General features: G+C 55.1%; 26 protein-coding genes. 10 read left to right on the forward strand and 16 right to left on the reverse strand.

What is annotated here, in order from left to right:
* Positions 1-23 precede the first annotated feature (23 nt).
* Genes I6L58_RS03015 through I6L58_RS03025 form a run of 3 tightly spaced genes read right to left on the reverse strand, consistent with a single transcriptional unit; the run spans position 24 to position 2,547 of the window.
* Positions 24-836 carry a MetQ/NlpA family ABC transporter substrate-binding protein gene (locus tag I6L58_RS03015; RefSeq protein ID WP_006174916.1) on the reverse strand — a complete coding sequence of 271 codons (813 nt, stop codon included), beginning with the start codon at positions 834-836 and terminating at the stop codon, positions 24-26.
* Positions 837-863: 27 nt separating this feature from the next.
* Positions 864-1,532 (reverse strand): methionine ABC transporter permease, encoded by a 669-nt coding sequence (locus I6L58_RS03020; protein ID WP_058608951.1) that lies wholly within the window; start codon positions 1,530-1,532, stop codon positions 864-866.
* On the reverse strand, positions 1,525-2,547 hold the full coding sequence (locus tag I6L58_RS03025) for a methionine ABC transporter ATP-binding protein (protein ID WP_058608952.1): 1,023 nt from the start codon (positions 2,545-2,547) through the stop codon (positions 1,525-1,527). Before I6L58_RS03025 ends, I6L58_RS03020 begins: the two co-directional genes overlap by 8 nt.
* Positions 2,548-2,946: 399 nt before the next feature.
* Between I6L58_RS03025 and I6L58_RS03030 the strand changes: the two genes are divergently transcribed.
* The 5 genes from I6L58_RS03030 (at position 2,947) to lpp (ending at position 7,810) form a co-directional block, all read left to right on the forward strand.
* A complete protein-coding gene (locus I6L58_RS03030; RefSeq protein WP_088207430.1) occupies positions 2,947-4,317 on the forward strand; it encodes a pyridoxal-phosphate dependent enzyme in 1,371 nt (456 codons plus the stop codon).
* A gap of 11 nt (positions 4,318-4,328) precedes the next feature.
* On the forward strand, positions 4,329-5,474 hold the full coding sequence (locus tag I6L58_RS03035; RefSeq protein WP_088207431.1) for a trans-sulfuration enzyme family protein: 1,146 nt from the start codon (positions 4,329-4,331) through the stop codon (positions 5,472-5,474).
* Positions 5,475-5,733: 259 nt separating this feature from the next.
* Positions 5,734-5,844 (forward strand): protein YnhH, encoded by a 111-nt coding sequence (gene ynhH, locus I6L58_RS23105; RefSeq protein WP_420025991.1) that lies wholly within the window; start codon positions 5,734-5,736, stop codon positions 5,842-5,844.
* Positions 5,845-5,851: 7 nt separating this feature from the next.
* A complete protein-coding gene (gene pykF / locus I6L58_RS03040) occupies positions 5,852-7,264 on the forward strand; it encodes a pyruvate kinase PykF (RefSeq protein WP_006174910.1) in 1,413 nt (470 codons plus the stop codon).
* A gap of 309 nt (positions 7,265-7,573) precedes the next feature.
* Positions 7,574-7,810 (forward strand): murein lipoprotein Lpp, encoded by a 237-nt coding sequence (gene lpp, locus I6L58_RS03045; RefSeq protein WP_001082307.1) that lies wholly within the window; start codon positions 7,574-7,576, stop codon positions 7,808-7,810.
* Positions 7,811-7,867: 57 nt separating this feature from the next.
* On the opposite strand, the gene ldtE is transcribed toward lpp, so the two are convergent.
* The 7 genes from ldtE to sufA all read right to left on the reverse strand — a co-directional run bounded on the left by ldtE (position 7,868) and on the right by sufA (position 14,496).
* Positions 7,868-8,881, reverse strand: a complete 1,014-nt coding sequence (ldtE, locus tag I6L58_RS03050) for a L,D-transpeptidase LdtE (protein WP_088207432.1) — start codon at positions 8,879-8,881, stop codon at positions 7,868-7,870.
* Between the two features lie 97 nt (positions 8,882-8,978).
* Entirely contained in the window at positions 8,979-9,395 is a 417-nt protein-coding gene (sufE, locus tag I6L58_RS03055; RefSeq protein WP_006174908.1) for a cysteine desulfuration protein SufE, read from the reverse strand.
* Positions 9,396-9,409: 14 nt separating this feature from the next.
* A complete protein-coding gene (gene sufS / locus I6L58_RS03060; protein ID WP_088207433.1) occupies positions 9,410-10,630 on the reverse strand; it encodes a cysteine desulfurase SufS in 1,221 nt (406 codons plus the stop codon).
* Entirely contained in the window at positions 10,627-11,898 is a 1,272-nt protein-coding gene (gene sufD / locus I6L58_RS03065; protein WP_058608956.1) for a Fe-S cluster assembly protein SufD, read from the reverse strand. The genes sufS and sufD overlap by 4 nt, the downstream gene beginning before the upstream one ends.
* Positions 11,873-12,619, reverse strand: coding sequence for a Fe-S cluster assembly ATPase SufC (gene sufC / locus I6L58_RS03070; RefSeq protein ID WP_006174905.1), 747 nt, complete (start codon positions 12,617-12,619; stop codon positions 11,873-11,875). The genes sufD and sufC overlap by 26 nt, the downstream gene beginning before the upstream one ends.
* Positions 12,620-12,628: 9 nt before the next feature.
* Complete coding sequence (gene sufB / locus I6L58_RS03075; RefSeq protein WP_088207434.1) at positions 12,629-14,119, reverse strand: Fe-S cluster assembly protein SufB; 1,491 nt, start codon at positions 14,117-14,119, stop codon at positions 12,629-12,631.
* A gap of 8 nt (positions 14,120-14,127) precedes the next feature.
* Positions 14,128-14,496, reverse strand: coding sequence for a Fe-S cluster assembly scaffold SufA (sufA, locus tag I6L58_RS03080; protein ID WP_006174903.1), 369 nt, complete (start codon positions 14,494-14,496; stop codon positions 14,128-14,130).
* Positions 14,497-15,100: 604 nt separating this feature from the next.
* On the opposite strand from sufA, the gene I6L58_RS03085 reads away from it, so the two are divergent.
* Positions 15,101-15,463 carry a CHAP domain-containing protein gene (locus tag I6L58_RS03085; protein ID WP_088207435.1) on the forward strand — a complete coding sequence of 121 codons (363 nt, stop codon included), beginning with the start codon at positions 15,101-15,103 and terminating at the stop codon, positions 15,461-15,463.
* A gap of 1 nt (position 15,464) precedes the next feature.
* Positions 15,465-15,899 carry a DUF3828 domain-containing protein gene (locus I6L58_RS03090; RefSeq protein ID WP_088207436.1) on the forward strand — a complete coding sequence of 145 codons (435 nt, stop codon included), beginning with the start codon at positions 15,465-15,467 and terminating at the stop codon, positions 15,897-15,899.
* 128 nt (positions 15,900-16,027) lie between these two features.
* Here I6L58_RS03090 and I6L58_RS03095 read toward each other — a convergent pair whose 3' ends face one another.
* Both I6L58_RS03095 and I6L58_RS03100 read right to left on the reverse strand, forming a co-directional pair.
* Positions 16,028-16,762 carry a MerR family transcriptional regulator gene (locus I6L58_RS03095; RefSeq protein ID WP_042319642.1) on the reverse strand — a complete coding sequence of 245 codons (735 nt, stop codon included), beginning with the start codon at positions 16,760-16,762 and terminating at the stop codon, positions 16,028-16,030.
* 188 nt (positions 16,763-16,950) lie between these two features.
* Positions 16,951-18,171 carry a diguanylate phosphodiesterase gene (locus I6L58_RS03100; RefSeq protein WP_088207437.1) on the reverse strand — a complete coding sequence of 407 codons (1,221 nt, stop codon included), beginning with the start codon at positions 18,169-18,171 and terminating at the stop codon, positions 16,951-16,953.
* 340 nt (positions 18,172-18,511) lie between these two features.
* Between I6L58_RS03100 and ycgZ the strand changes: the two genes are divergently transcribed.
* From ycgZ to I6L58_RS03115, 3 genes are read left to right on the forward strand one after another with little or no spacing between them, the layout of a single operon-like run.
* On the forward strand, positions 18,512-18,751 hold the full coding sequence (gene ycgZ, locus I6L58_RS03105) for a regulatory protein YcgZ (protein ID WP_042319640.1): 240 nt from the start codon (positions 18,512-18,514) through the stop codon (positions 18,749-18,751).
* Positions 18,751-19,071, forward strand: coding sequence for a hypothetical protein (locus I6L58_RS03110; protein ID WP_006174896.1), 321 nt, complete (start codon positions 18,751-18,753; stop codon positions 19,069-19,071). Before ycgZ ends, I6L58_RS03110 begins: the two co-directional genes overlap by 1 nt.
* A 29-nt stretch (positions 19,072-19,100) precedes the next feature.
* A complete protein-coding gene (locus I6L58_RS03115; RefSeq protein ID WP_006174895.1) occupies positions 19,101-19,379 on the forward strand; it encodes a biofilm/acid-resistance regulator YmgB/AriR in 279 nt (92 codons plus the stop codon).
* Between the two features lie 75 nt (positions 19,380-19,454).
* Here the strand turns inward: I6L58_RS03115 and I6L58_RS03120 are convergent, their stop codons facing one another.
* The 4 genes from I6L58_RS03120 to I6L58_RS03135 are packed head-to-tail and all read right to left on the reverse strand — an operon-like array spanning position 19,455 to position 24,115.
* Entirely contained in the window at positions 19,455-20,087 is a 633-nt protein-coding gene (locus tag I6L58_RS03120; RefSeq protein ID WP_088207438.1) for a helix-turn-helix transcriptional regulator, read from the reverse strand.
* A gap of 25 nt (positions 20,088-20,112) precedes the next feature.
* Positions 20,113-20,619, reverse strand: coding sequence for a fimbrial protein (locus I6L58_RS03125; protein ID WP_390881712.1), 507 nt, complete (start codon positions 20,617-20,619; stop codon positions 20,113-20,115).
* 15 nt (positions 20,620-20,634) lie between these two features.
* On the reverse strand, positions 20,635-21,582 hold the full coding sequence (locus tag I6L58_RS03130; RefSeq protein ID WP_088207440.1) for a fimbrial protein: 948 nt from the start codon (positions 21,580-21,582) through the stop codon (positions 20,635-20,637).
* Between the two features lie 10 nt (positions 21,583-21,592).
* Complete coding sequence (locus tag I6L58_RS03135) at positions 21,593-24,115, reverse strand: fimbria/pilus outer membrane usher protein (RefSeq protein WP_088207441.1); 2,523 nt, start codon at positions 24,113-24,115, stop codon at positions 21,593-21,595.
* Positions 24,116-24,143 lie beyond the last annotated feature (28 nt).

The raw sequence follows: 24,143 nt of genomic DNA on the forward strand, positions 1-24,143 counted from the left end.
GCTTCATCTGTTTAATCAACGCATCAGTTATTAACGGGGATCACCGCGCCTTTATATTTGGTGCGGATCCAGTCCTGAATCTCTTTGGAGTGCAGCACGTCCACCAGCGCAACGATATCTTTTTTCTTCTCGTCACCGCGATGCACGGTGATGATATTGGCGTACGGGTTGTTCTCACCGCTCTCGACTGCAATCGGGTCGTGAACCGGATCAAGGCCAGCGTCGATGGCGTAGTTGGCGTTAATCACCACCGCCGCGCCTTCGTCGTTGTTGTACATCTGCGGCAGCAGAGAAGCTTCTACGTTAGGCGTAAACTGCAGCTTTTTCGGGTTCTCCACGATATCGCTGATGCGCGCAGTCACTTTGTCGATGCCCGGCTTCAGCTTGATCACGCCCTCTTTCTCGAAGATGGAGAGGATGCGCCCCTCTTCAGACACCGCGTCGCGCATGATAATTTTGCCGCCTTCCGGCAGATCCTTCAGCGATTTGTATTTTTTCGAGTAGATGCCGATTGGCTCAATGTGGATCGCGCCCGCGCTGACAAAATCGTAATCCTTGTCGCCCGCGTGATCTTTCAGCACGCTGTTAAGATAGGGAATATGCTGGAAGTAGTTAGCATCGATGTCGCGCCCCGCCAGCGCGGTGTTAGGCAGAATGTAGTCCTGGAACGGTTTGATCTCCAGATCGATACCCTGCTTCGCCAGGATCGGCTTCGCCTGCTCCAGAATTTCCGCGTGCGGTGTATTGGATGCGCCCACGGTCAGCGTGTCGGCCCACGAGGCGAAGCTCAGGGCGCTCAGGGTGGCGGCGGCGATCAGCGTCAGCGTTTTTTTCATGATATGGTTCCTGTGTGTTATTAGAGATTATCTTTTGTCTAACAGTGAAGTAATGACATCGCCGCAGAACTGGATAATGAAAACGATGATCAAAATGGTCACCGTTGCCACCAGCGTGACGTCACCGTGGTTGCGCTGGAATCCTTCCAGATAGGCCAGGTTTCCCAACCCGCCGGCACCAATCACTCCCGCCATCGCGCTGTAGCTCACCAGCGCGATGAGCGTCACTGTGATACCTGAAACCAGTGCGGGTGATGATTCCGGGAGTAAAACCCGAAACACTAACGTGCTCAGCCGGGCTCCCATGGAACGCGTGGCTTCGATTACCCCTTTGTCCACTTCGCGCAGGGCAATCTCAACCAGACGCGCATAGAAAGGTGCCGCGCCAACAATCAGAGCAGGCAGCGCCGCGTTGGCCCCGAGAATGGTGCCGACAATCGTTTTCGTGAACGGGATCAGCAGTACGATCAGAATGATGAACGGGATAGAGCGGAACACGTTCACCACAATCGAGATCACGCTGTAGACCGTACGGTTCTGAAACAGCCCGCCGCGCGCGGTTAAAAACAGCGCCAGGCCAAGCACGATGCCCAGCACAAACGTCGCCACCCCGGACAGCGCCGTCATGTACAGGGTCTCCTGGGTTGCAGACCAGAGCTGGTCCCACTTCAGATGCGGAAAGAGATTCTCAGCCATGCTTCACGACCTCGCCTTCAATATCGCTGTGCTGCAAATCGGCGAGGATATTGTTCAGTTGTTCATCGGATGCCACCACGTGCACCCACAGTTGTCCAAATACCCCGTGGGCGGTTTGGGTCATTTTTCCGTGCAGAATATTAAACGGCAGGCCGTAGCGCAGGGTCAGTTCGCCCACAACCGGACGGTGCGTGCTGTGCCCGGTGAAGGTCAGCCTGATCACCGTGCCCTCCAGCGCGTTCGCCAGTTCGGCATTAAAGCTTTCATCCTCGGCGTACTGGCTCACCTGACGGACAAACTGTTGGGTAATCGGCTGCTGCGGATGCGTAAAGACGCTCAGGACCTCTCCCTCTTCCACCACTTTGCCGTTTTCCATCACCGCCACGCGGTCGCAAATTTTGCGCACCACGTGCATTTCGTGGGTGATCAGCACGATGGTCAGCTTAAAGCGACGGTTAATGTCCGAAAGCAGATCGAGGATCTGATCGGTGGTCTGCGGATCAAGCGCAGAGGTGGCCTCATCGCACAAGAGCACGTCAGGGTTATTCGCCAGCGCACGGGCGATGCCGACACGCTGTTTTTGACCGCCGCTCAGCTGAGACGGATAGGCATTTTCGCGCCCCTTCAGCCCAACCAGCTCTACCAGTTCGGCCACGCGAGCCTTGATCCGGGCTTTAGGGACACCCGCAATTTGCATCGAAAAGGCGATATTCTCATTCACCGTACGCGACCACAGCAGGTTGAAGTGCTGGAAAACCATGCTGATTTTCAGGCGTGCCTGTCGCAGCGCTTCGCCTTTTGCGGCGGAAATATCCTGCCCGTTGATGGTCACGCTACCGACGCTTGGCTTTTCAAGGCCATTGAGCAGGCGAATTAAGGTACTTTTCCCCGCGCCGCTGTAGCCGATAATGCCGTAAATTTGGCCCTGCTCCACCGTCAGATTGACGTTATCAACCGCCGTGAGCGCCACCTTTCCGTTGTCAAAAATCTTCGAAATGTTCCTGAGTACTATCATTCTTATTCTGATCCGTTCCGCATTTAGCGGTTTAGCAGTATGGATGTCCAAAAGAGAGTAAACAGCCGTTATCAACTTTGAAATGACCAAAATGGAATGTCTTATAACCTGATGAAATAAGAGGCGCAGCTACAGCCTGCGAGCCTGTTAGATGAATTTCAGCAATTGATTTCTGGCGAATGCATATACCGCCGCGCTCAGCCGGCAAAATCGGCTATTTTTAGCGCAAAACAGGTCGATTTGGCCATCCTCACTTCCAGAGCACTTTACGTCTTGCTGTCTTTCCCCCCCGAAACGGTATGAATATTCCTTTCTGTCATAACTGGCAGTGAAAGGTTCTTTATTGAGAAAATTTCAGGGTCCTATCATCCGGTCATGAAATCCTGAAAGGACATGACCATGACGATTTACCATTCCGTTACCGACCTGATTGGCCAGACGCCCGTCATCCAGCTGCACAAACTCGATACCGGCCCCTGCTCGTTGTTTCTCAAGCTGGAAAACCAGAACCCCGGCGGCTCGATTAAAGATCGCGTGGCGCTGTCGATGATCGCGGAAGCCGAGCGCAGCGGCCTGTTGCAGCCCGGCGGCACGATTATTGAGGCCACTGCCGGGAATACGGGGCTGGGCCTGGCGCTGATTGCGGCGCAAAAAGGCTATGCGCTGATTCTGGTTGTGCCGGACAAAATGAGTCGTGAAAAGATATTCCACCTGCGTGCGCTGGGCGCACAGGTGGTGCTCACCCGTTCAGACGTGAATAAAGGCCACCCGGCCTACTATCAGGATTACGCCCAACGTCTGGCGGACGAATTGCCCGGTGCGTTTTATATCGACCAGTTTAATAATCCAGCCAACCCGCTGGCGCACCGCACCACGACCGCACCGGAGCTGTTTGAGCAGCTTAATGGCAACATCGACGCCATTGTCGTTGGCGTTGGCTCCGGCGGAACGCTGGGTGGCCTGCAGGCATGGTTTGCCGAACACTCTCCTCACACCGAGTTCGTGCTGGCGGATCCCGCCGGGTCGGTTCTGGCCGATCAGGTTGAGACCGGGCGCTATCAGGATGCCGGCGCCTGGCTGGTCGAGGGGATTGGCGAAGACTTTATTCCCCCGCTGGCCCACATTGAGGGGGTGAACCGCGCCTGGCGCATCAGCGATCGCGAGGCTTTTGCCACCGCGCGCGACCTGCTGAAAACAGAGGGCATTCTGGCCGGTTCCTCCAGCGGCACGCTGCTCGCCGCCGCGCTGAAATATTGCCAGGCACAGTCCTCGCCCAAACGCGTGGTGACCTTTGCCTGCGACAGCGGCAATAAATATCTCTCAAAAATGTTTAACGATGACTGGCTGCGCCAGCAGGGGTTGATCTCGCGCCCTGCGGCTGGCGACCTGTCCGACTACATTGCCCTGCGGCACGACGAGGGTGCAACGGTGACTGTCGCACCGGATGACACGCTCTCCACCGTGCTGGCGCGAATGCGCCTGTATGACATCTCCCAGCTTCCGGTCATGGAGAATGGCCGGGTCGTTGGCATCATTGATGAGTGGGATCTGCTGCGCCATATCGGAGGGGATGGCGATCGTTTCGCGCTACCCGTCACCCGGGCCATGACGCGACAGGTTGAGTTTCTCGATAAACACGCCCCTGACAGCGCCCTGTTCAACATCTTCGACCGCGGTCTGGTCGCTGTCATTACTGACAACGACCGTTTTTTAGGGCTGATCACGCGCAGCGACGTTCTGACCACCTGGCGCAACCGCCTGTCACAATAAAGGAATAAACGATGAAAAATCTGGCCACCCTCAGCGTTCACAGCGGCGAGTTTCGCGACGAGCACGGCGCGGTCATGCCGCCGATTTACGCCACGTCCACGTTTGCACAACCGTCGCCGGGCGAGCACACCGGCTATGAGTATTCCCGCAGCGGTAACCCGACCCGCCACGCGCTGGAAACCGCGATTGCCGGGCTTGAAGGCGGTTCGCGGGGCTACGCGTTTGCGTCCGGCCTCGCGGCGATTTCGACCGTGCTTGAGCTTCTGGATAAAGACAGCCATATCATCGCCATTGATGACGTTTACGGCGGCACCTGGCGCCTGATAGAAAACGTGCGCAAGCGCAGCGCCGGGCTGCAGGTGAGCTGGGTAAAACCCGGCGACCTGGCGGCTATCGAAGCCGCGATCCGGCCCCAGACGCGCATGGTCTGGGTAGAAACACCGACCAATCCGCTGTTAAAGCTGGCCGATCTGGCGGCGATAGCGGACATTGCGCGTCGTCATGGCGTTATCAGCGTGGCGGATAACACCTTTGCCTCACCGGTGATCCACCGTCCGCTGGCGTCCGGATTTGATATCGTGGTGCACTCAGCCACCAAATATCTCAACGGCCATTCGGACGTGGTGGCCGGGCTGGCGGTGGTGGGCGATAACCCGGCGCTGGCCGAACAGCTGGGCTTCCTGCAAAACGCCGTTGGCGGCGTTCTGGATCCGTTCAGCAGTTTCCTGACCCTGCGCGGCATCCGTACCCTTTCGCTGCGCGTCGAGCGCCACTCAATCAACGCACTGGCCGTGGCCCAATGGCTGGAGCAGCACCCGCAGGTTGAGAGCGTATTTTACCCGGGGCTGGCGTCACACCCGCAGTATGAACTTGCCCGTCGCCAGATGGCGCTGCCCGGCGGCATGATTTCGCTGGTGGTTAAAGGCGATGCGCAACGCGCGACAGAGGTCATCCGCAAACTGAAACTGTTTACGCTTGCCGAAAGTTTGGGCGGCGTGGAGAGTCTGGTCAGCCAGCCCTACAGCATGACGCACGCCTCTATCCCTCTTGAGCAGCGTCTGGCTAACGGGATCGTCCCGCAGCTTATCCGCCTGTCGGTGGGGATAGAGGACGCGCAGGATTTGATCGCCGACCTCGACCAGGCGCTGACTCTTTAAGCAATACGCGGCAGGTGTTGCACCTGCCGCCATAAGATGTCATTTCACCTTAACGCATTGATAACAATCTTATGTGAAACTGCAAAGATTGTTTTTGAAACGCTGTTTCCATTTTCCTTTTACCTCCCTTTCAGCGTATAATGCGCGCCAAATCCCTGGTGAATGGTTTCAGCGCTTGGAAGACAAAAAACCACGTACAACTTTTCCTCTCTCCCGTTGGGCTGTCACACAGGCACACTTTCTTCTGCACGCTCATTTGATGTCTCCTATCCTTAGTGCGTGTCATATACTCTTTTGCAACACAGGTTTGACTCCGCGGCGGTGCGCCCCCGGAGCGAGATTTCCATATCCTTCCCAACTTAAAGACTAAGACTGTCATGAAAAAGACGAAAATTGTTTGCACCATCGGCCCAAAAACCGAATCTGAAGAGATGCTGAGCAAAATGCTGGACGCCGGCATGAACGTTATGCGTCTGAACTTCTCTCACGGTGACTATGCTGAGCACGGTCAGCGTATCCAGAACTTGCGCAACGTGATGAGCAAGACCGGCAAAAAAGCCGCAATCCTGCTGGACACCAAAGGTCCTGAAATCCGTACTATCAAGCTGGAAGGCGGTAACGACGTTTCCCTGAAAGCGGGTCAGACCTTCACCTTCACCACCGACAAGTCTGTTGTCGGCAACAGCGAAACCGTTGCGGTAACCTATGAAGGCTTCACCAGCGATCTGTCCGTTGGCAACACCGTTCTGGTGGACGACGGCCTGATCGGCATGGAAGTGACCGCTATCGAAGGTAATAAAGTTATCTGTAAAGTGCTGAACAACGGCGACCTGGGCGAAAACAAAGGCGTTAACCTGCCGGGCGTTTCCATCGCGCTGCCAGCACTGGCTGAAAAAGACAAGCAAGACCTGATCTTCGGCTGCGAGCAAGGCGTTGACTTCGTGGCAGCGTCCTTTATCCGTAAGCGTTCCGACGTGGTGGAAATCCGTGAGCACCTGAAAGCGCACGGCGGCGAGAAGATTCAGATCATCTCCAAAATTGAAAACCAGGAAGGCCTGAACAACTTCGACGAAATCCTCGAAGCGTCTGACGGCATCATGGTTGCACGTGGTGACCTGGGCGTTGAAATCCCGGTTGAAGAAGTTATCTTCGCGCAGAAGATGATGATCGAGAAATGCGTTCGCGCGCGCAAAGTGGTTATCACCGCGACGCAGATGCTGGACTCCATGATCAAAAACCCACGCCCTACCCGCGCAGAAGCAGGCGACGTGGCGAACGCCATCCTCGACGGTACCGACGCAGTCATGCTGTCCGGTGAGTCTGCAAAAGGGAAATACCCGCTGGAAGCCGTTAGCATCATGGCGACCATCTGCGAGCGTACTGACCGCGTGATGACCAGCCGTCTGGACTTCAACAACGACAGCCGTAAACTGCGCATCACCGAAGCAGTGTGCCGCGGTGCGGTAGAAACCGCCGAAAAACTGGACGCGCCGCTGATCGTTGTGGCAACCCAGGGCGGTAAATCTGCTCGTGCAGTGCGTAAATACTTCCCGGACGCCACCATCCTGGCGCTTACCACTAACGAAACGACTGCGCGTCAGCTGGTGCTGAGCAAAGGCGTTGTGGCGCATCTGGTGGAAGAAATCGCATCAACTGACGATTTCTACATCCAGGGTAAAGAACTGGCGCTGCAAAGCGGTCTGGCACAGAAAGGCGACGTTGTGGTAATGGTTTCTGGTGCGCTGGTCCCAGCGGGCACCACTAACACCGCATCTGTTCACGTGCTGTAATAATTCCCGAACGAATTAATTTTGATTAAAGCGCCCCACGGGGCGCTTTTTTTATTCCTGTCTTTAGCCCTGTCTAATCAAAAAGCAAATCGGGTTTTTCTATTTAATCGCCAATTATCTAAGATGAATCCGATGAAAAATGCCTTTTTTAACATAGCTTTTTCGACAAAAATGCCAAATACGATGCTTCTTTGAGCGAACGATCAAAAATAGGCGCATTCCCAACAAAAAAATATTCTCAACCTAAAAAAGTTTGTGTAATACTTGTAACGCTACATGGAGATTAACTCAATCTAGAGGGTATTAATAATGAATCGTACTAAACTGGTACTGGGCGCGGTAATCCTGGGTTCTACTCTGCTGGCAGGTTGCTCCAGCAACGCTAAAATCGATCAGCTGTCTTCTGACGTTCAGACTCTGAACGCTAAAGTTGACCAGCTGAGCAACGACGTGAACGCAATGCGTTCTGACGTTCAGGCTGCTAAAGACGACGCAGCTCGCGCTAACCAGCGTCTGGACAACCAGGCTACTAAATACCGTAAGTAATAGTACCTGTTAATAAAATGGCGCACATTGTGCGCCATTTTTTTTGCCTTTTCCAGACTACTGCGTCACCTTCTCTCCCTCGCGCTCTGCAACCGCATCTGACCCCCGGCTATTTTGCACCGATAACACGTTTGTGCTCGCGGACGTGCCGCTCGCCGTTGACACGGCAACCGGTATCCCGGCCCGGCGTGACAACGCTTTATCAATAAGCGCTTTATCATTGCCCGCCTGCGCCACAAAGGTCGCAAAATCCGCTGAGTGGCTTATCGCTACGGTTTGCGGGTCCTCCCCTTCCTGCTGCGCCAGCGGACGGTGAACCTCGATGTAACGCCTGCCGTCTGGCTCCACGGCGAATTTGACCGGCTCGTTGATAATCTGGACCCGCGTGCCGACGCGCACCTGTTCGAACAGCGCTTTAATATCCGGGGCATTCATGCGCATACAGCCGGAACTGACGCGCAGACCGACGCTATTTGGCGCGCTGGTACCGTGGATGAGATATTCACCGTTACCGATGCCTAAACGCAGTGCAAAGCGTCCCAGTGGGTTATTTGGCCCTGCGGGTACGACAGGCGGCAGTTTAATGCCCTGCGCCAGTGAGCGTGCTCTGATGCCCGCCGTTGGCGTCCAGGTAGGATTGGGGATTTTCTGGCTCACGCGCGTGGTACTGACCGGCGTTTCCAGCCCCAGCTGGCCGATGCCAAGCGGATAGACCTCTACCCTGTTTTCATCCGGCGGGAAGTAATAGAGCCGCAGCTCTGCCAGGTTCACCACAATCCCCTCGCGCGGGGTGTCCGGTAGCAGCATTTGAGACGGTATAGTGATTACCGTGCCCGGCGCGGGGTTCACCGGTGCAATGGTATTATTGGTCTCAAGGATCAGCTGTGCGGCGGTGTTAAACCGTCGCGCAATGTCCTGCAGTTTATTATCGCCCTCCTGAATGGTGTACGTTTGATTTTGGCCAATAAGCCTGCTGCCGACGGGCGGCAAAGGGTAATCCACCGCACGGGCCGTATTAAGGGCACCGAGCGAACCTAAAAGTATAAGAGTAATGAAAGACGCGCGCTTCATGCTGAGATTCCTTATTCACTGACAGAACGCCAGAAAGCTGAAAAACCAGCGAGGCGGGAACCACCTCGCGAAACAGAATGAATGCTGTCCTGTAAGTCTAGCTAATGATTGCGGCTTTAGCGCGGATGGCGCGGATCATCGCTTCCAGACCCTGGGAGCGTGACGGGGTGAGATGCTGCGTGAGCGCCATTTTTTCAAACCACGGGCGCACGTCAAAGGCGACGATATCCTGAGGAGACATCTGGTGATAGAGAATAAACACGACGGCGATAAGCCCTTTTACAATGGCGGCATCGCTGTCACCCTGTAGCTCAATAACGCCGTCGCTATTCTGGTGCATCACAATCCACACCTGGCTCTGACAGCCCTGAATAATATTATCAGGGTTATGGGCCTCTTCACCGAGCGGCGGCAAACGCTGTCCCAGCTCAATAATATAGAGATACTTCTCTTCCCAGTTTGCGCAACGCCCGAAGTTACGCAGCAGTTTTTCTTTGTCCGGCAGTTCTGCCATGTTTCGCCTCTTTGTTAACCCAGCAGCTGATGAATGCGCTTCAGCCCAGCCACCAGTCTGTCGACCTCTTCCATCGTGTTATACATTACCAGCGATGCCCGGCACATTGCCGGCACCTGGTACCACTCCATCAGCGGCATAGCGCAGTGATGTCCGGTACGTACCGCCACGCCGTAATTATCAAGGAAGCTCCCCACATCATAGGCGTGGTGTTTCCCCAGATTAAAGGCGATAACGCCCTGGCGGTTGGCTGGGCCGTATAACGTCAGGTCCGGCACGTTGGCAAGCTCCTGTAACGCATAATGCATCAGCAGCTGTTCATATTCATGAATTGCCTCAAGGCCGATGGCCGAGACGTAAGATAACGCCGCTCCCAGGCCGATAATCCCGCCGGTGTTGGGCGTCCCCGCCTCAAAGCGCCACGGCGCACGGGCGTAGGTGGTGCCCTGCGTCAGGCTGACGGTGGCGATCATCGACCCGCCCCCTTCCCACGGCGGCATGGCCTGCAAAATATCTTCTTTGACGTACAGCACGCCAATACCGGTAGGCCCGTAAAGCTTATGGGCGGAGAAGACGTAGAAATCGCAATCCAGCGCCTGCACATCCACCGCGTGGTGCATCACCGCCTGGGCACCATCTATCAACACCTTCGCGCCCACCTGATGCGCCTTCGCAACGATCTCCGCTACCGGGTTCTCGGTGCCCAGCACGTTAGAGACCTGCGTCACCGCCACCAGCCGCGTGCGCTCGTCCAGCAGTGCGTCAAGCTGCGCCAGCTGAAGCGTGCCATCGTCATGCAGCGGGACCACGCGCAGCTCTGCACCGACGCGCTCGCAGAGCATCTGCCACGGCACGATATTGGCATGGTGCTCCATCCGGGTGATGATGATGTTATCACCCGCGTGCACCTGCGCGCTGCCCCAGCTGTTAGCCACCAGGTTGATCCCTTCGGTGGTGCCGCGCACAAAGACCAGCTCTTCCGGCGAGCGGGCGTTGAGGAACGCAGCGGCCTGAGTACGCACGTTTTCCATGCTTTGAGTGGCTTCGGCGCTAAGCGTGTGAATGCCACGATGCACGGCGGCATAGCCGTGGCGGTAGAACCCGGCTTCAGCGTCAATGACCTGATTGGGCTTCTGGGCACTGGCCGCGCTGTCGAGATAGGCCAGCGGCAGACCGTTGACTTCACGGGTCAGGACCGGGAAATCAGCCCGGATTTTTTCTACGGGAAAACTCATGCCTCGCCTCCAGGCAGACGCTGGCCAATACGAGTCAGGACCTGCTGTTTGAGTATGCCGTCGCGCAGGGCTTCCGTCAGCTCCGCGGCAAAGGCATAGATAATCATCTTCTGCGCGGCCTGCTGGTCAATGCCGCGCGAGCGCAGATAGAACATCTGTTCGTCGTCAATCCGCCCGACCGTTGCGCCGTGGCTGCATTTGACGTCATCGGCGTAGATCTCCAGTTGCGGCTTGGTATCCACCTCCGCCAGACGGCCCATCAGCAGGTTGTTGTTGGTCATCTGCCCGTCGGTCTTGATCGCGTGCTGCGCCACGTTGATCAGGCCATTAAACACCGCACGCCCTTTATCGCTGACGATGGTTTTATGCAGCTGGCGGCTGTTACAGTAGCCTTTGTTGTGCTCAAGCCAGGTACGCGTGTCGCACACTTCTGATTTCACCGGCATCGCCAGGCTGTTGATGCGCAGGGTGGTGTTTTCACCGTTAAGCTGCGTGCTGGTGTTGTGTCTTAGCACCGCGCCGCCGAGCAGGAAGCTGTGGCTGTCGGCCGCGCCGTCTGGCCCCAGCGCAATGTCGTTATGAGCAAAGTGATGGCTCACCGGGTTTTCAAACGCCAGCTTGATGTGGTGAAGCTGGGCGTTCGCGGCCACGTTCATGGTCAGGCGCGCCCCGGTGAAATGGCGGGTATCGTTCAGGCTGACATAATGCTCGATGACCGTCGCCTCCGCCCCTTCCGCCAGCTCAACGTGGTGACGATAGTGCGCCGTGTTGATCTCATCGCCGTCCAGCCCCTGGGTGATGTGCATCAGCAGTAGCGGTTTGTCAGGGCGCTGGTTACGCCTGACGGAAATATGCGTCACGCTCTGCGCCAGGCTTTCGGTCAGGTGCAGGAAAACCTCAGGCTGCACGGGCGCATGCAGGTTCTGCCGATCGTTATTGATCGCCACCTCAAATCCGCTCTCCTGGGTGCTGTCGCTCAGTTCAGGTCGGAACTGCCCGTCAACAAAGACCAGACGCACCGCATCCAGGGTGAGCGCCAGCGCGTCGCGCTGCGCCGGGTGAACGTCAGCCAGGCGCGTGACAAATTCGCCCTTCAGCAGGCCATCGAGCGGGGTGTATTTCCAGTTCTCCTGCTTACGCGTCGGCAGGCCGAGGCGCAGCAGCTGCTGCAAATGGTGCTCAGCCTGTTCAGACCGGGTGTTGCCCTGCGCTTCAAACAGGCGGTGCCACTGCTGGAGAACATTACTGCTGTTCGGTAAGCCAGCCATAACCTTGCTCCTCCAGTTGTTTGACCAGCGTAAAATCGCCGGATTTCACAATACGTCCCTGATAGAGCACGTGCACAAAATCCGGTTTGATGTAGTCAAGAATGCGCTGGTAGTGGGTCACGATGATGAACGAGCGGTTGCCATCGCGCAGAGAGTTAACCCCGTCCGCCACAATTTTCAGGGCATCGATATCCAGGCCGGAGTCGGTCTCATCCAGAATGCAAAGTTCCGGTTCGAGCACCGCCATCTGCAGGATATCGTTACGCTTTTTCTCACCGCCGGAGAAGCCGACGTTGACCGAGCGGGTCAGCAGGTCTTCCGGCATTTTTAACAGCTTGATCTTCTCTTCCATCAGATCCTGGAAGTCAAAGCGGTCCAGCGCGTCGAGGCCGCGATACTTGCGTACCGCGTTGAGCGCGGTTTGCAGGAAGAACTGGTTGCTGACGCCGGGTATTTCCACCGGATACTGGAAGGCCATAAAAATGCCCTCGCCCGCCCGCTCTTCCGGCGACATCTCCAGAAGATCTTTGCCGTTAAACTCAACCGCGCCGTGGGTGACTTCGTAATCTTCTCGTCCTGCCAGCGTCGCAGAAAGCGTACTTTTCCCGGAGCCGTTTGGCCCCATGATGGCGTGGACTTCGCCCGGTTTGACGTTAAAGTTGAGACCGCGGAGGATCTCTTTATCTTCCACACTGACCTGTAAATCTTTAATGCTTAACATGTGCTTTCCTTAACCGACGCTGTGTTCAAGACTGATGGCGAGGAGTTTCTGGGCTTCAACGGCAAATTCCAGCGGCAGTTCAGAGAACACATCCTTGCAGAAGCCGTTCACAATCATCGAAATGGCATCTTCTTCGCTGATCCCACGCTGCAGGCAGTAGAAGAGCTGATCTTCCCCGATGCGCGAGGTTGTCGCCTCGTGCTCAAGCTGCGCGCTGTTGTTCCGGCACTCGACGTACGGGAAGGTGTGTGCCCCGCAGTCGGCACCGATCAGCATAGAGTCACACTGGGTAAAATTACGGGCGTTGGTCGCCGTCGGCATGATTTTCACCAGACCGCGATAGCTGTTCTGGCTGTGCCCGGCAGAGATGCCTTTCGAGATGATCGTCGATTTGGTATTTTTGCCGATATGGATCATCTTGGTGCCGGTATCCGCCTGCTGATGACCGCTGGTGAGCGCCACCGAGTAGAACTCGCCGATGGAGTTGTCCCCGCGCAAAATGCAGCTTGGGTATTTCCAGGTGATGGCCGAGCCGGTTTCCGACTGGGTCCAGGACATTTTGCTGTTCTGACCTTCGCACAGCGCACGCTTGGTGACGAAGTTCAGAATGCCGCCGGTATTGCCGTCCCCCGGGAACCAGTTTTGCACCGTGGAGTATTTCACTTCCGCGTCTTTGTGGATGATCACTTCCACGACCGCAGCATGAAGCTGGTAGCTGTCACGCACTGGCGCTGAGCACCCTTCAATATAGCTGACGTAACTGCCTTCATCGGCAACCAGGATAGTTCGTTCGAACTGACCGGTTTTCTCCGCGTTGATACGGAAATAGGTCGACAGCTCCATCGGGCAGCGCACCCCTTTCGGCACGTAAATAAAGGTGCCGTCGGAAGCCACCGCGGCGTTCAGGGCCGCAAAGAAGTTGTCGTTACTCGGCACCACGGTACCGATGTACTTTTTCACCAGCTCGGGGTGATCGTGAATCGCCTCGCCGAACGAGCAGAAGATGATCCCCTGTTCGCCCAGTTTTTCACGGTAGGTCGTCGCGACGGAGACGGAGTCAAAGATGGCGTCCACCGCCACCTCTTTGCCTTCGCGTACCGGTACCCCGAGCTGGTTGAATGCGTCTTCAACCTCTTTACTGAGGAAGCTATTGTCAGCGCCGGTTTGCTGGACCGCGCCAGGCTGAGAGGCGCAGGTGTCATCACAGCTGCCGCAGGACGGCGCGGAGTAGTAGCTGTAATCCTGATAGTTCAGCTTATCGTAGTGCGCTTTCAGCCAGTGCGGCTCCTCCATTTCCAGCCAGGCGCGAAACGCGCTCAGGCGGAATTCGAGCATCCACTCCGGCTCATTACGCTTGGCCGAAATGGCACGTACAACCTCTTCGTTGATGCCTTTCGCCAGCTCATCGGTCTGCAACTGCGTGAAGAACCCCTCTTTATAGTTGAGGTGCCCGCCACTCCAGGTGTTAACATCACTCGTTGCTTCAGTATTACGAGACATAGTACCGCCTATACCCCAAAGCTTTCGCCGCAGCCACATTCGTTCTGGGCTTTCGGGTTATGAAATTTAAACAGCTGATTTAAACCTTCACGGACATAGTCAACCTCGGTGCCGTCGATAAAGGGCATCGCCTGCAGCGCGACGTAGAGCTTCGCGCCGTCAGTTTCAAACACCAGGTCATCTTTAGCAGGTTCTGTGACGGTATCCAGCACATAGCCGAAGCCTGCGCAGCCCGTCTGTTTTACGCCTAAGCGCACGCCCAATATTTCGGGCTTCTTCGCCACCAGCTCATGGATATGGGCTGCAGCGGCGGGCGTAAGCGTTAGCCCGCGCCAGGCAAAATCGGCAGGATTGAAGGTTTCTGAATGCAGTTCCATAGGTCCACCTCATCTAATAAGCCACCAGGGCATAACACCATGTTAGTGATAACGATTATCACTTCAACCCCTTGCGAGCAGGGGCTTTCGGCTTAATCGCCCTTTTTGGCGACTTTCCTTAAGCATAGACCCTGTAGCAAGTTGCAGGAGGGAGGGTTTGAATTGTTCAATGCCTTGATAAATCGCCCATTTTTCATTAAGAGAGAATTAAAATCGGCAAAAGTAAAATATGCATCGGAAATGCCTATTATTAAGATAGATTTTCTGGTTTCTGCGGTTTTTAGCAATTTACGCTAAATCAAAGAGTTGCCGTTAAGGGGTTTCTGCAGGAATCTGCCGCTGGGTTATGCGCTGATTGCCTGACGTAGTGTTAACGGCAAGGTTCGTGAAACATCACCCCTATTTCTCAAAATCTGGGTGTGGAAAGCGTTTATCCCTGCAAAGAACAGGCTTAATCGCGAAAGGTATTGAGTGAGGTTATTTACCCTTGTTTAAGCATGGATGCGATCTATTTTGGTTAATATCGCTTCGTCATTATTTACATCTTGCTCAATATATTCGGCGTAATGTTTCCCTGTTAATTGTTCATACAAAGGGAAAATTTATGTCATGGAATAAATCAGAAGCCGTTTCTTATGCCCGCACCCACGCTCAGGCTCATACCGGCCATTATTGCGCGCGCGCCGTCGCTGCCGCCATTCGCGCGGGCGGCGTCAAAATCGAAGGCGCTAATGCTAAAGACTTCTGGCGGTCGCTCGAAAACGCGGGCTTTGTTAAAGTGTACGGAACCCCCGTGGCTGGAGATGTTGCAGTCATTGATGCACTGCCGGGCCCAGGTGAATATGGTCATGCATGCATATACGACGGCGCAGGAACGTGGTATTCCGATTTCAGACAAAACAGCTTATATCCAGGACCACGGTACAGAAAGTTACAGCCTGCCGTGACGCTTTACAGGCATTATTAAAATGAAAAAAGTAGCCGTTCTTCTCATACTCAGCGCCACCGCATCAGCAGCGGATGATATGCAAATTCCCATGCAGCGAGCGCTTGAATTTAATCGCTGGTACGTGAACCAGATTAATGACGACCACTTTCCCATTAGTGATAGCGGACGAATTGATACCTACGTCACCGCAAGCACTATGCAGAAATTGCGTCATGCGCAGGATCCGCGCTACGCCGATGAAGAATATTATGACGCAGATTTTTTCACCAAATCGCAATATATCGGTGACGACTGGGCGCAAAATGTGTCGATAGCTTCTTATGATGCCGATCCGGTTTGCGTTAACGTCAGCATCACTTACGGCAAAAAAAATCCCCACACGGTTATCGACTGTATGGTTAAGGAGAATGGTGTATGGAAAATTCAATCCGTCGCTGCACGAGATAATAACTGAACCACATTACAACGGATCATGAATGGAATTCATCCGTGAAAACATCGTCTCACCAGAAAGCATAAACCCCGCATCGGCGGGGTTCTCATCGTCAATCACATTATCAGCGCGTGGCCGCGTTATACCAACTATTCTGCCCCGTGGAATGACACGGCAAAACCCTGTTCCCGCCAGTGATCCAGCTGTTCCTGCTGGCGTGCCGTAGGCGTTTTTCCCGTCCAGACGAAGATTTTTTGTCCCGGGAAAAGCTCGGGGCGCGGCGAATCAATGGGTTCAGCCAGGACGTCAATATGCCATCCTTTCCACGCCAGGCGTGCAGCTTCGAGCCAGAGATGGGTTCGGTCATCACACTCCCAGCCAATCAGCAGCGCGTCTTTGCCGACTTTCTTGCGCGATTCAACCAGGCTTGTGATGGCAAATTCAATCAGTACGCCGTCGAGCAGGCTCGCCATGTGACGCACCGTATTCTGGTCCTGATTCATTTTTTGACGTACGGGAGTGATAATCATGTCGATCAGCACATCCATCGCGTAGTCGCGACGAAACTCGCCGATCTTGGCGCGCAGCTTTGTTGGGTTCGCGTAGCGCAGAACGGTTAACATCTCTTCCTGAAGCACCACCCAACTGCTTTGGGTCAATACTTCTTTATTTTCAAGTAATGCTTTAACTTTACCGACCGACACGCCGCTTTTCATCAGGCGCTTGATCTCTTCGATACGCAGGATATCTTCATCGTCAAACTGCCGATGACCCCCTTCGCTGCGCTGTGGCTTTAACAATCCATAACGGCGCTGCCAGGCACGCAGCGTAACGGGGTTAATACCGCATCGTTCGGCGACTTCGCCGATACTGTAATAGGCCATAAACTCCCTCACGCTCAATACTTCCATACCTAACTCGTCTTACCTTATCAGATTGTACAACGCATTTGTATAACTAACTCCTCATCCTGGAACAAGTGGATGGTGTACAAACCATCCACTCGTTAATGTATTGTTGTATAAATTTGACCGTTCGTACAGCTATGCGTGAGTCATAGTGTACAACCTGATTAAATTTCGAACTTTTTCTCAGGCCAGGCGATGGCTGGAACGCCGCCCAACCGTGGGCTCGCAAAAAGATGCCCCTGGAACTGAGAAATGCCAGCCGATTCCAGCCACATCCACTCTTCAGCCAGCTCCACGCCGACGGCACAAAACTGGATTTCGAGTGAGGCGCAGCACTTAATGATCGCCTGGATAATCGCCTGACGCGGCCCGCTTTTGTGAACGTTCGCCACCAGATCGCGGTTTATCTTGATTCTGTCCGGCTGAAACTGAGCCAGAAGCTGCAGCCCGGCAAATCCGGCACCAAAGTGATCGATCGTCACGCTGATACCGGCGCTTTTAAGCTGTCTCACGGCGTGATTAAATTCCTCAAAGCGTGAAATGGCTTCGCTTTCAGTGAATTCCACCACGATTTGCTCCGGTACAAAGCCGTTCGCTTCGATTGCCGTGAGCAAAAAGTCCACCGCATTCGGCGCATTAACCAGCGTCATCGGCAGCAGATTGAGGGACAGCGTCTGGGTCTGAAGCCCCAGCGCGCAGGCCATGGAAAGCGCGACCTGCTTACTTTTCAGGTCGGCTTCATAGATGGCATTGCCCGTGAGTGATGAAAAATAGTCCGCTGGCGATCCGCCATCCACCGTACGGACAAGCGCTTCCCACGAGACCACCTGCTGCATAAACGGGTCAACGATAGGCTGAAACGCGAAGCTACAGTCTGCGCCCTTCGGCACCACAGCAGGCTGTGCGGATAACGCGGTTTCTTCCTGAACAAAATCCCAGGCATCCGCAGAGGGAAGTTCAAAGTAGTTGGCTTTTTCCGTAGCCTCAACGAACGTGCGGAAGAACTGCAGCGCGCGGTCGTTGTATGTCATCTGGTACTTGGTGGTGCCTTTGTCCAGCACCTGCTGAAGAACCTCGTCCCTGTCATATTTACGCAGGTCGAAAAGCTCCATCCCGACGTTACCAAACCGGCGTGAAGGCCCATGGTCGCAAAGCAGCTCCACCAGATTGTGATGTCGCGGATCGCGACAAATATTCTGATAGATTGCCAAAACGCTCGCTTCGGGTCCCTCGAGTAACTGGAAAAAATGCGTTCCATTGAACAGCAAAATTCCGGTTACGTCCGCGTGTTGGTTCTTCCTGTTTGCAACCCCTACCATGTCTTCCAGTGCTTTCACTGGAACGTCCTCGCAGATGTGACTGCGGTAAATGATGGTTGTTAGCATGCTTGTTCCGGGGTTAATAGGGTCGGCCACAAATCATTGTGGGTAGGGTTCTGTTATAGCACATTAATTCGCTAACAAATAATCTACATCTCAATAAGTTACATGCGATCGCACACCCCGTAAGCATCCTGTACAACACAACATTCAGAACGCGCATTGTACAATATATCCTGACACAGTCGCATAAAATTAATTTCACATAACCACATGTTAAATAACAATATTTGTTATAAACGCTACAAAATATTTAAAAAACTGTACATTTTCCATGTACAGATTTAAAAAATGTGTATACCTTATTTGTAACGTTACTGATTACGGAATTTTACAGGAGCGAAACATGCAACAGAACGGTTACGTCGCTGACTCAGCAGCCGCGATTGCGCAGTACTTCGAAAAAGCCGCGCTTCCCACTCAGCAAGAGACGCTGGGCCAGGTGGTTGTTGAGATCCTGAGCGACGGGCGGAATTTGAATCGCAAATCGCTCTGCACCAAACTTTTAAGCCGCCTTGAAAGGGCCTCCGGCCCGGAAGAGGAACAGCACTATCACATGCTGCTTGGACTGCTCTTTGAACGATAATGAACAGCAGTGATGTAGACAAACTGATCGACCAGCTTATCGGTGAAGCCGTTCTTTCTCTTCTGAAAGAGCGGGGGCCAGTTACAACCGAAGCGCTGCTTCAGCGTCTGCAAAGTATGAAAGCACATGAAAAGAATCCCCAGCGGCGGGAGACACTCGCGAAGGTGATTGCCGAAATGGGTGAAACCACAATCCCGTTTATGCGTCGCAGAGCCGCTCAAGGACGATCCAACAGAGAGGGATCTCTGAAATATAACAGAGACAATGTAGTGCCTTTATTTGGTAATGGAAAACCGTCCGATCCAAAGAAAATACATTGACTACAACTTAACAGCTACGGTGAGAACAAATGAGACAAAATATTCAGCTTCAACCCGAATACCATTCCGCCTTTTTAGATAGCGCATTATCGGAGTATTTCCGTCACGCAGGCGAGCGTTTTGCTGAAGAGTCCGCTGTTTTTTCTACTGCAGTCCGTTGTGTTTTGGCCTCGGAAGGCCATCTGACCAATAAAGCCATCATTCTGTGGCTCATCCAGACGCTGGAAACCACGCACGATGTGGTCCAGGCAGACGTAATCCGCAAAACGCTGGAAATTGTGGTGGGCTACACCATGGACGATCTTTAACATCTTCCCCTCATTTATGCCGGCGTGTCATTTTATCCAGAATGACACGCCCTTTTCCTCTTCTGCTTTTTACGATTAATGACTCAGCTCATCGCGAAATACGGCAGGCCAGTTATTTTTCTCTGCCAGCCGATTCATCCACAGCACTAACTCATAATCACTGCGCAAATTGAATTTCTGCATCGCCATATATTTGTGCGTAAACACGGTTTTGCCGCTAATACGTAATTTATTGGCTATCTGCAGCACCGTCATACCTTTATGCAAGCCAATCATAATGCGAATCTGCTGGGGTGAAAGGTATTTCTGCTGGCAATCAAAACATGATACGGCCTGCTGATGATATTCCGGGCGCTGGAGGTTATGCCACAGACGGCAGAGTTCCTGGCGCATTCTGGCAAGCGATGCGCGTCGGGAGATAAAAATAATATCCTCAAAACAGGAGCCCATTGCGCAGGCGCGCCGGTCATCATCGACAAAGCCAATGATTATCCCCTTCTGTCGCGCATGCAGTTCCGGCAAACAGGTAAAGCACTCCCCCGGGCATAACGACAGCACGATGATATCGGCGTTTTTTACGCTTTCAGGTGTAAAAGTAAAATTGAAGCCGATAGTCTGCCCGCGTTCGCGCCAAAAGAAATCGCTAAAAAACGCGGTGAGTCCGCAGCGGAATAAGGCATTAGATTCTTTTATCAGGATATTGATCATTTTTCTCTCTTTACGCTCATACCGTTCAGTTGTACTGCATGGTGAGGACCACCACCGCGCTCAGCGATCCGGGCGTTGCCCTGCCGTCGACCGATGTGACCACGGCCTGCATGGGCAGCGTGACCGTTCTGTCTGCGCCGATCGCCCGCGTAATTGTTGACCCGCTCCCCTTTAACGTCCCGCTGCTCGCCTCGGACATGGCAATAGCCACATGCGTCGCCGTGCCGCTGTTCTTGTAATACTCCGGCCCAGCGTCGGGATCAGGCGTGCCGGTGAAGAGCACCGTTACGCTCCGCGTGCCCGCCGGGCACAGGGTAAAGGCCAGGTTAAACGAAACCGGATCGGTAGACGCGCCCGGGGTAGCCATGTTTGTGGCCTGATGATCGCCAAGGTTGATATCGAGGCTGTCATTGCCTGCGTTAAACACGCAGGGTGACGCGACAATATTTCCCGTGACGCTCAGGTTCACCCCATCCGCAGCCTCTGCACTGGTGCTCAGCAGGCTCGCCAACAGCAACATTTTGATATTCATCTTCACAGGCTCCCGCTACTGGTAGGTGAGATTAAGCGTGGCGGATGCATTCGCGGAGCCCGCCTCCACGACCGGCAGCGTCTGGTAATAGCGCGCGGTCAACGGAAATGTCTCCTGCCCACCCGCAGCGAACTTCATCACCAGACGGTTATTCAACGTCAGCGGCGTGCCGTTATATAACAGTTGTACGCCGACGCCTTTTGCCGTGCCGGTGTTACCCTGTCCGGTTAAGGCCAGCACGCTGTTATTCGCCACATCGGGATTCTGAATGCCGCTTAAGGTCGCCGTCACGTTGGCGCCCGCATCGCAATTCAGACCCAGGTTTTGGGTGTTTTGCGCCCCCGAAGGGGTAGTGCCCACCGTTGAGCCAAACGTCGCGGCGGAGATATCGCCTATCGGAAAGGTCAGTTGCGGCGTGAGGATCGTGCAGGCCACGACATTAACGGTTCCGTCGGTAATACGCGTGGTCAGGCCGTCGCGAAAAACGCCGTCAGCGTCCTGCACGGCGACGACGCCGACAACGCCCGGCGTCAGCGAGCCAGAGGTCACTGGCCCGGTGACAATCAGTTCAATTTTCCCGCCCCACCATTCCACGTAAGATGTCTGCGCGTTATACGAAAAGGTGTTCATCGGGTTGTCGAAATGCGCGCCCGAAGAGAAGCGGATACCAATTCCCGGGATATTAGTATCGTAAATATGATTGCCCAGGGTGCTCGGCACGGCATTCAGGTATCGCAGGCTGAACCCTAGGATCAACGGGTTGCTACAGCCACTTAAATACGATTTCGTCGTGGTGGCCGCGCGGGAAAAGATAACCGTCCCCACCGCGACATCGCGCTGCACTGACAACGTCCCTACCGAGAGCGTCGACTCCAGGGGCGTGATCGTCGTGCAGGTGCCGGCGTCCGCGACAGGTGCGCTTAACGCGAGACAAAGCATAAAAATGAAGATCGGTAATCGCATCGGTTAAACCCTAAAGGCAGTTAATTGTCAGTTCGGTCATGCCCGCCGGAGAAGGCGGGTCCGCAAGCGTGAACGCGGCGCGGCACTGCTGGTCCGGGCCAGGCCCCCACTTCACGTCGAGCGTTCCCCGATCCTCCAGACCGGAGAGGTACGCCTGCCCTCTGTCGCCCACAATCACGCTGTCGCTCTCCACGCGCGCCAGGGTGACGATGGCACCAAAAGGCACGGCACGCCCCCGGTAAAGCAAGGTTATCAGGGCGCGGCGGCCAATTTTCGCCCTGTAGTCCGATCGCACTACCGCGCCACGGGTTGGCGTCACCGTCTGGGTGGTCAGCTCCAGCTCGACGTCGTCAGGCAGGCTTTCGGGCGCGAGGGTAATGTCGTTTTGACGGTATACCGACAGATTGCTGACCACCGTATAGCCGCGAAAGTCAGTTTTGACGCCCGGCTGGTTGCGGATAGCAACATCATGCGCGCCCGGCGCTTTAACCAGTGAGTTGGTCTCGCCAAGCGGCTGCGAGAGCGTCAGGCCATTCTCATGCAGAAGAATCCCGCCCTGCAGGCCATAGTTGAGGCGGGCGCTCTGTTTGTCGTAGCCGTATCCCAGGCTCGCATCGCCGTAAGCGCCTTTATAATCGCCGCTCAGGGTGCCGGAGTTGCCTGCGCCACGGGTGCCATAGCCCTGCTGCAGGTTCCAGCTCAAGGCCTGGTTGTCCAGCGCCACACCGTTCAGGCCGACGTTGTGCGTTGTGCCATTGTGTTTACTGACGTTCATCCCTTCGCTGGCCCACGTCTGCGGCAGGAGTGCATCAAGCGGAACGCTGATGTTAAGGGCCAGAAGCTGATCTTTTTCATACCGTTTTTGGCTGCCACTGGCGTCGGGGGTGCCGTTTCTGCTGTACGTCCACGTCAACCCGAAGCTGACATGCCGCCAGTAGTTGTTATACCCAAGGCTGTAGGACGCCATGGTTCGTCCGGAATTCCAGTAATCTTCCCGCGCCGCGCTCAGCATCAGCGACCCACGGTTCCCGCCGAGCGACTGACTCATCGTCAACTCCGCCCGGTTGCGACGCCGCTCCTGAACGATGCGGTTATCGCCATACGTATCCAGAGTCTCCTGCATGCCGTAATAGCCGCGGGTGGCATAGCGGTAGCCCGCAATTGAAAAATGGGTGCCAGTGCTGACCATGTTTTTAGCGTATCGCGCCCGCAGGGACTCACCGTGAGCCTGGCCCTCGCCCCGAGGCGATGATTCGCTCCGCGTCACGTCCACAGACACGGCACCGAGGCCGCCCATATTTTTTCCGACCCCCAGCGACAGGGCCTGATACTTAGCGGATGCCTGCACGCCGCCGTAAAGGGTGTATCCCTGCGGCAAACCATATATGGCCGTCACTACGCCAAACGGCGTGTTTTCTTCGCTGCGGTCATACGAGCGGTACTGTCCGGCGGTGAGCGCGTATTTCAGTCGCCCTTCCCGCTGCAAAACCGGCAGAGAAGCAAACGGCAGCGTAAAGTGCTGCTCGCTCCCGTCACTTTCCACTATGGTGACGTCAAGATCGCCCGCGCCGCCGGTAGGGTACATATCGGTAATCGCAAAGGCCCCGGGCGCCACGTAGGTCTGATAAATCTGATAGCCGTTTTGGCGCACAACTACCTGGGCATTGGTGCGGGCAATCCCTCTGACCACCGGGGCGTACCCTTTCTGCGAATCCGGCAGCATATCGTCATCCGAGGCCAACTGGCCGCCGCGAAACGGCAGACTGTCAAACACATCCGAGGGGGACGCGCTGTCGCCTAACGTAAGCTGCGCTTTCAGGGGGATAATGGCGCGCTGAACATAGGTATAAACCGTATCCGTGCTGCTCTGCCCTGACGCGTCTCGCGACAAGGTGCTGTAATTTCGCAGTCGCCACGGCCCGACGTTAAGCCCTGGACGCAGGTTAATGTACTGGCTGCTGGCGTCCGTTCCGGTATGTTGCCTGGCCCAGCCTTTTGCCCCGCTAAGGCTGTAATTCAGCATGGCGGCGGTGATCCCGTCGTCCCAGCGGTCGGGCGAGACATAGCCGCGTGCGGGCATAGCGATCGCGGCCTGCGGAATACTGATGATGAGCCGCTGCGCCGCAAACTCAAACCGTGCGCTGGCCTGCGGGATCGCCTCCAGGTTGACGCAGTCCGCGCTGTCTTGCGACAACGCGGGGAACAGCGCGGTTTTTACACCCCACGCTTTTAGCCGCTCGAGGCTCAGACAGGGCTGCAAGGGTGCGTCCGCGGCTTTCCCGGCAATAAACTGCACGTCTTTGGTCTCTACAAGCTGGCCGTCGAGAATAATGTCAACGCGGTACTGGCCCGGCGCCTGACCGCCCGTTTCAAACGCGGACAAATCCGCTTTGCCCATACCCGGGTTATCCAGCTCCACCAGCTCGGGGTTGAATGTTTCACGGGCGTAAACTGACTGCGCGACGTTGAAAAACGCAACGACAAAATATAACGCCTGACGCGCGGGCCACATTTTATTCTTTTTCGTTGCCATTTCTTTTCCCTGATGTTTTCAGGAGAGA

This window comes from Enterobacter cancerogenus (assembly GCF_019047785.1).
GTDB classification, from domain to species: Bacteria; Pseudomonadota; Gammaproteobacteria; order Enterobacterales; family Enterobacteriaceae; genus Enterobacter; species Enterobacter cancerogenus.

Coding starts and splice junctions, on each gene's coding strand:
- I6L58_RS03015 (WP_006174916.1), bottom strand. CDS start 836: ATGAAAAAAACGCTGACGCTGATCGCCGCCGCCACCCTGAGCGCCCTG.
- I6L58_RS03020 (WP_058608951.1), bottom strand. CDS start 1,532: ATGGCTGAGAATCTCTTTCCGCATCTGAAGTGGGACCAGCTCTGGTCT.
- I6L58_RS03025 (WP_058608952.1), bottom strand. CDS start 2,547: ATGATAGTACTCAGGAACATTTCGAAGATTTTTGACAACGGAAAGGTG.
- I6L58_RS03030 (WP_088207430.1), top strand. CDS start 2,947: ATGACGATTTACCATTCCGTTACCGACCTGATTGGCCAGACGCCCGTC.
- I6L58_RS03035 (WP_088207431.1), top strand. CDS start 4,329: ATGAAAAATCTGGCCACCCTCAGCGTTCACAGCGGCGAGTTTCGCGAC.
- ynhH (WP_420025991.1), top strand. CDS start 5,734: ATGTCTCCTATCCTTAGTGCGTGTCATATACTCTTTTGCAACACAGGT.
- pykF (WP_006174910.1), top strand. CDS start 5,852: ATGAAAAAGACGAAAATTGTTTGCACCATCGGCCCAAAAACCGAATCT.
- lpp (WP_001082307.1), top strand. CDS start 7,574: ATGAATCGTACTAAACTGGTACTGGGCGCGGTAATCCTGGGTTCTACT.
- ldtE (WP_088207432.1), bottom strand. CDS start 8,881: ATGAAGCGCGCGTCTTTCATTACTCTTATACTTTTAGGTTCGCTCGGT.
- sufE (WP_006174908.1), bottom strand. CDS start 9,395: ATGGCAGAACTGCCGGACAAAGAAAAACTGCTGCGTAACTTCGGGCGT.
- sufS (WP_088207433.1), bottom strand. CDS start 10,630: ATGAGTTTTCCCGTAGAAAAAATCCGGGCTGATTTCCCGGTCCTGACC.
- sufD (WP_058608956.1), bottom strand. CDS start 11,898: ATGGCTGGCTTACCGAACAGCAGTAATGTTCTCCAGCAGTGGCACCGC.
- sufC (WP_006174905.1), bottom strand. CDS start 12,619: ATGTTAAGCATTAAAGATTTACAGGTCAGTGTGGAAGATAAAGAGATC.
- sufB (WP_088207434.1), bottom strand. CDS start 14,119: ATGTCTCGTAATACTGAAGCAACGAGTGATGTTAACACCTGGAGTGGC.
- sufA (WP_006174903.1), bottom strand. CDS start 14,496: ATGGAACTGCATTCAGAAACCTTCAATCCTGCCGATTTTGCCTGGCGC.
- I6L58_RS03085 (WP_088207435.1), top strand. CDS start 15,101: ATGTCATGGAATAAATCAGAAGCCGTTTCTTATGCCCGCACCCACGCT.
- I6L58_RS03090 (WP_088207436.1), top strand. CDS start 15,465: ATGAAAAAAGTAGCCGTTCTTCTCATACTCAGCGCCACCGCATCAGCA.
- I6L58_RS03095 (WP_042319642.1), bottom strand. CDS start 16,762: ATGGCCTATTACAGTATCGGCGAAGTCGCCGAACGATGCGGTATTAAC.
- I6L58_RS03100 (WP_088207437.1), bottom strand. CDS start 18,171: ATGCTAACAACCATCATTTACCGCAGTCACATCTGCGAGGACGTTCCA.
- ycgZ (WP_042319640.1), top strand. CDS start 18,512: ATGCAACAGAACGGTTACGTCGCTGACTCAGCAGCCGCGATTGCGCAG.
- I6L58_RS03110 (WP_006174896.1), top strand. CDS start 18,751: ATGAACAGCAGTGATGTAGACAAACTGATCGACCAGCTTATCGGTGAA.
- I6L58_RS03115 (WP_006174895.1), top strand. CDS start 19,101: ATGAGACAAAATATTCAGCTTCAACCCGAATACCATTCCGCCTTTTTA.
- I6L58_RS03120 (WP_088207438.1), bottom strand. CDS start 20,087: ATGATCAATATCCTGATAAAAGAATCTAATGCCTTATTCCGCTGCGGA.
- I6L58_RS03125 (WP_390881712.1), bottom strand. CDS start 20,619: ATGAATATCAAAATGTTGCTGTTGGCGAGCCTGCTGAGCACCAGTGCA.
- I6L58_RS03130 (WP_088207440.1), bottom strand. CDS start 21,582: ATGCGATTACCGATCTTCATTTTTATGCTTTGTCTCGCGTTAAGCGCA.
- I6L58_RS03135 (WP_088207441.1), bottom strand. CDS start 24,115: ATGGCAACGAAAAAGAATAAAATGTGGCCCGCGCGTCAGGCGTTATAT.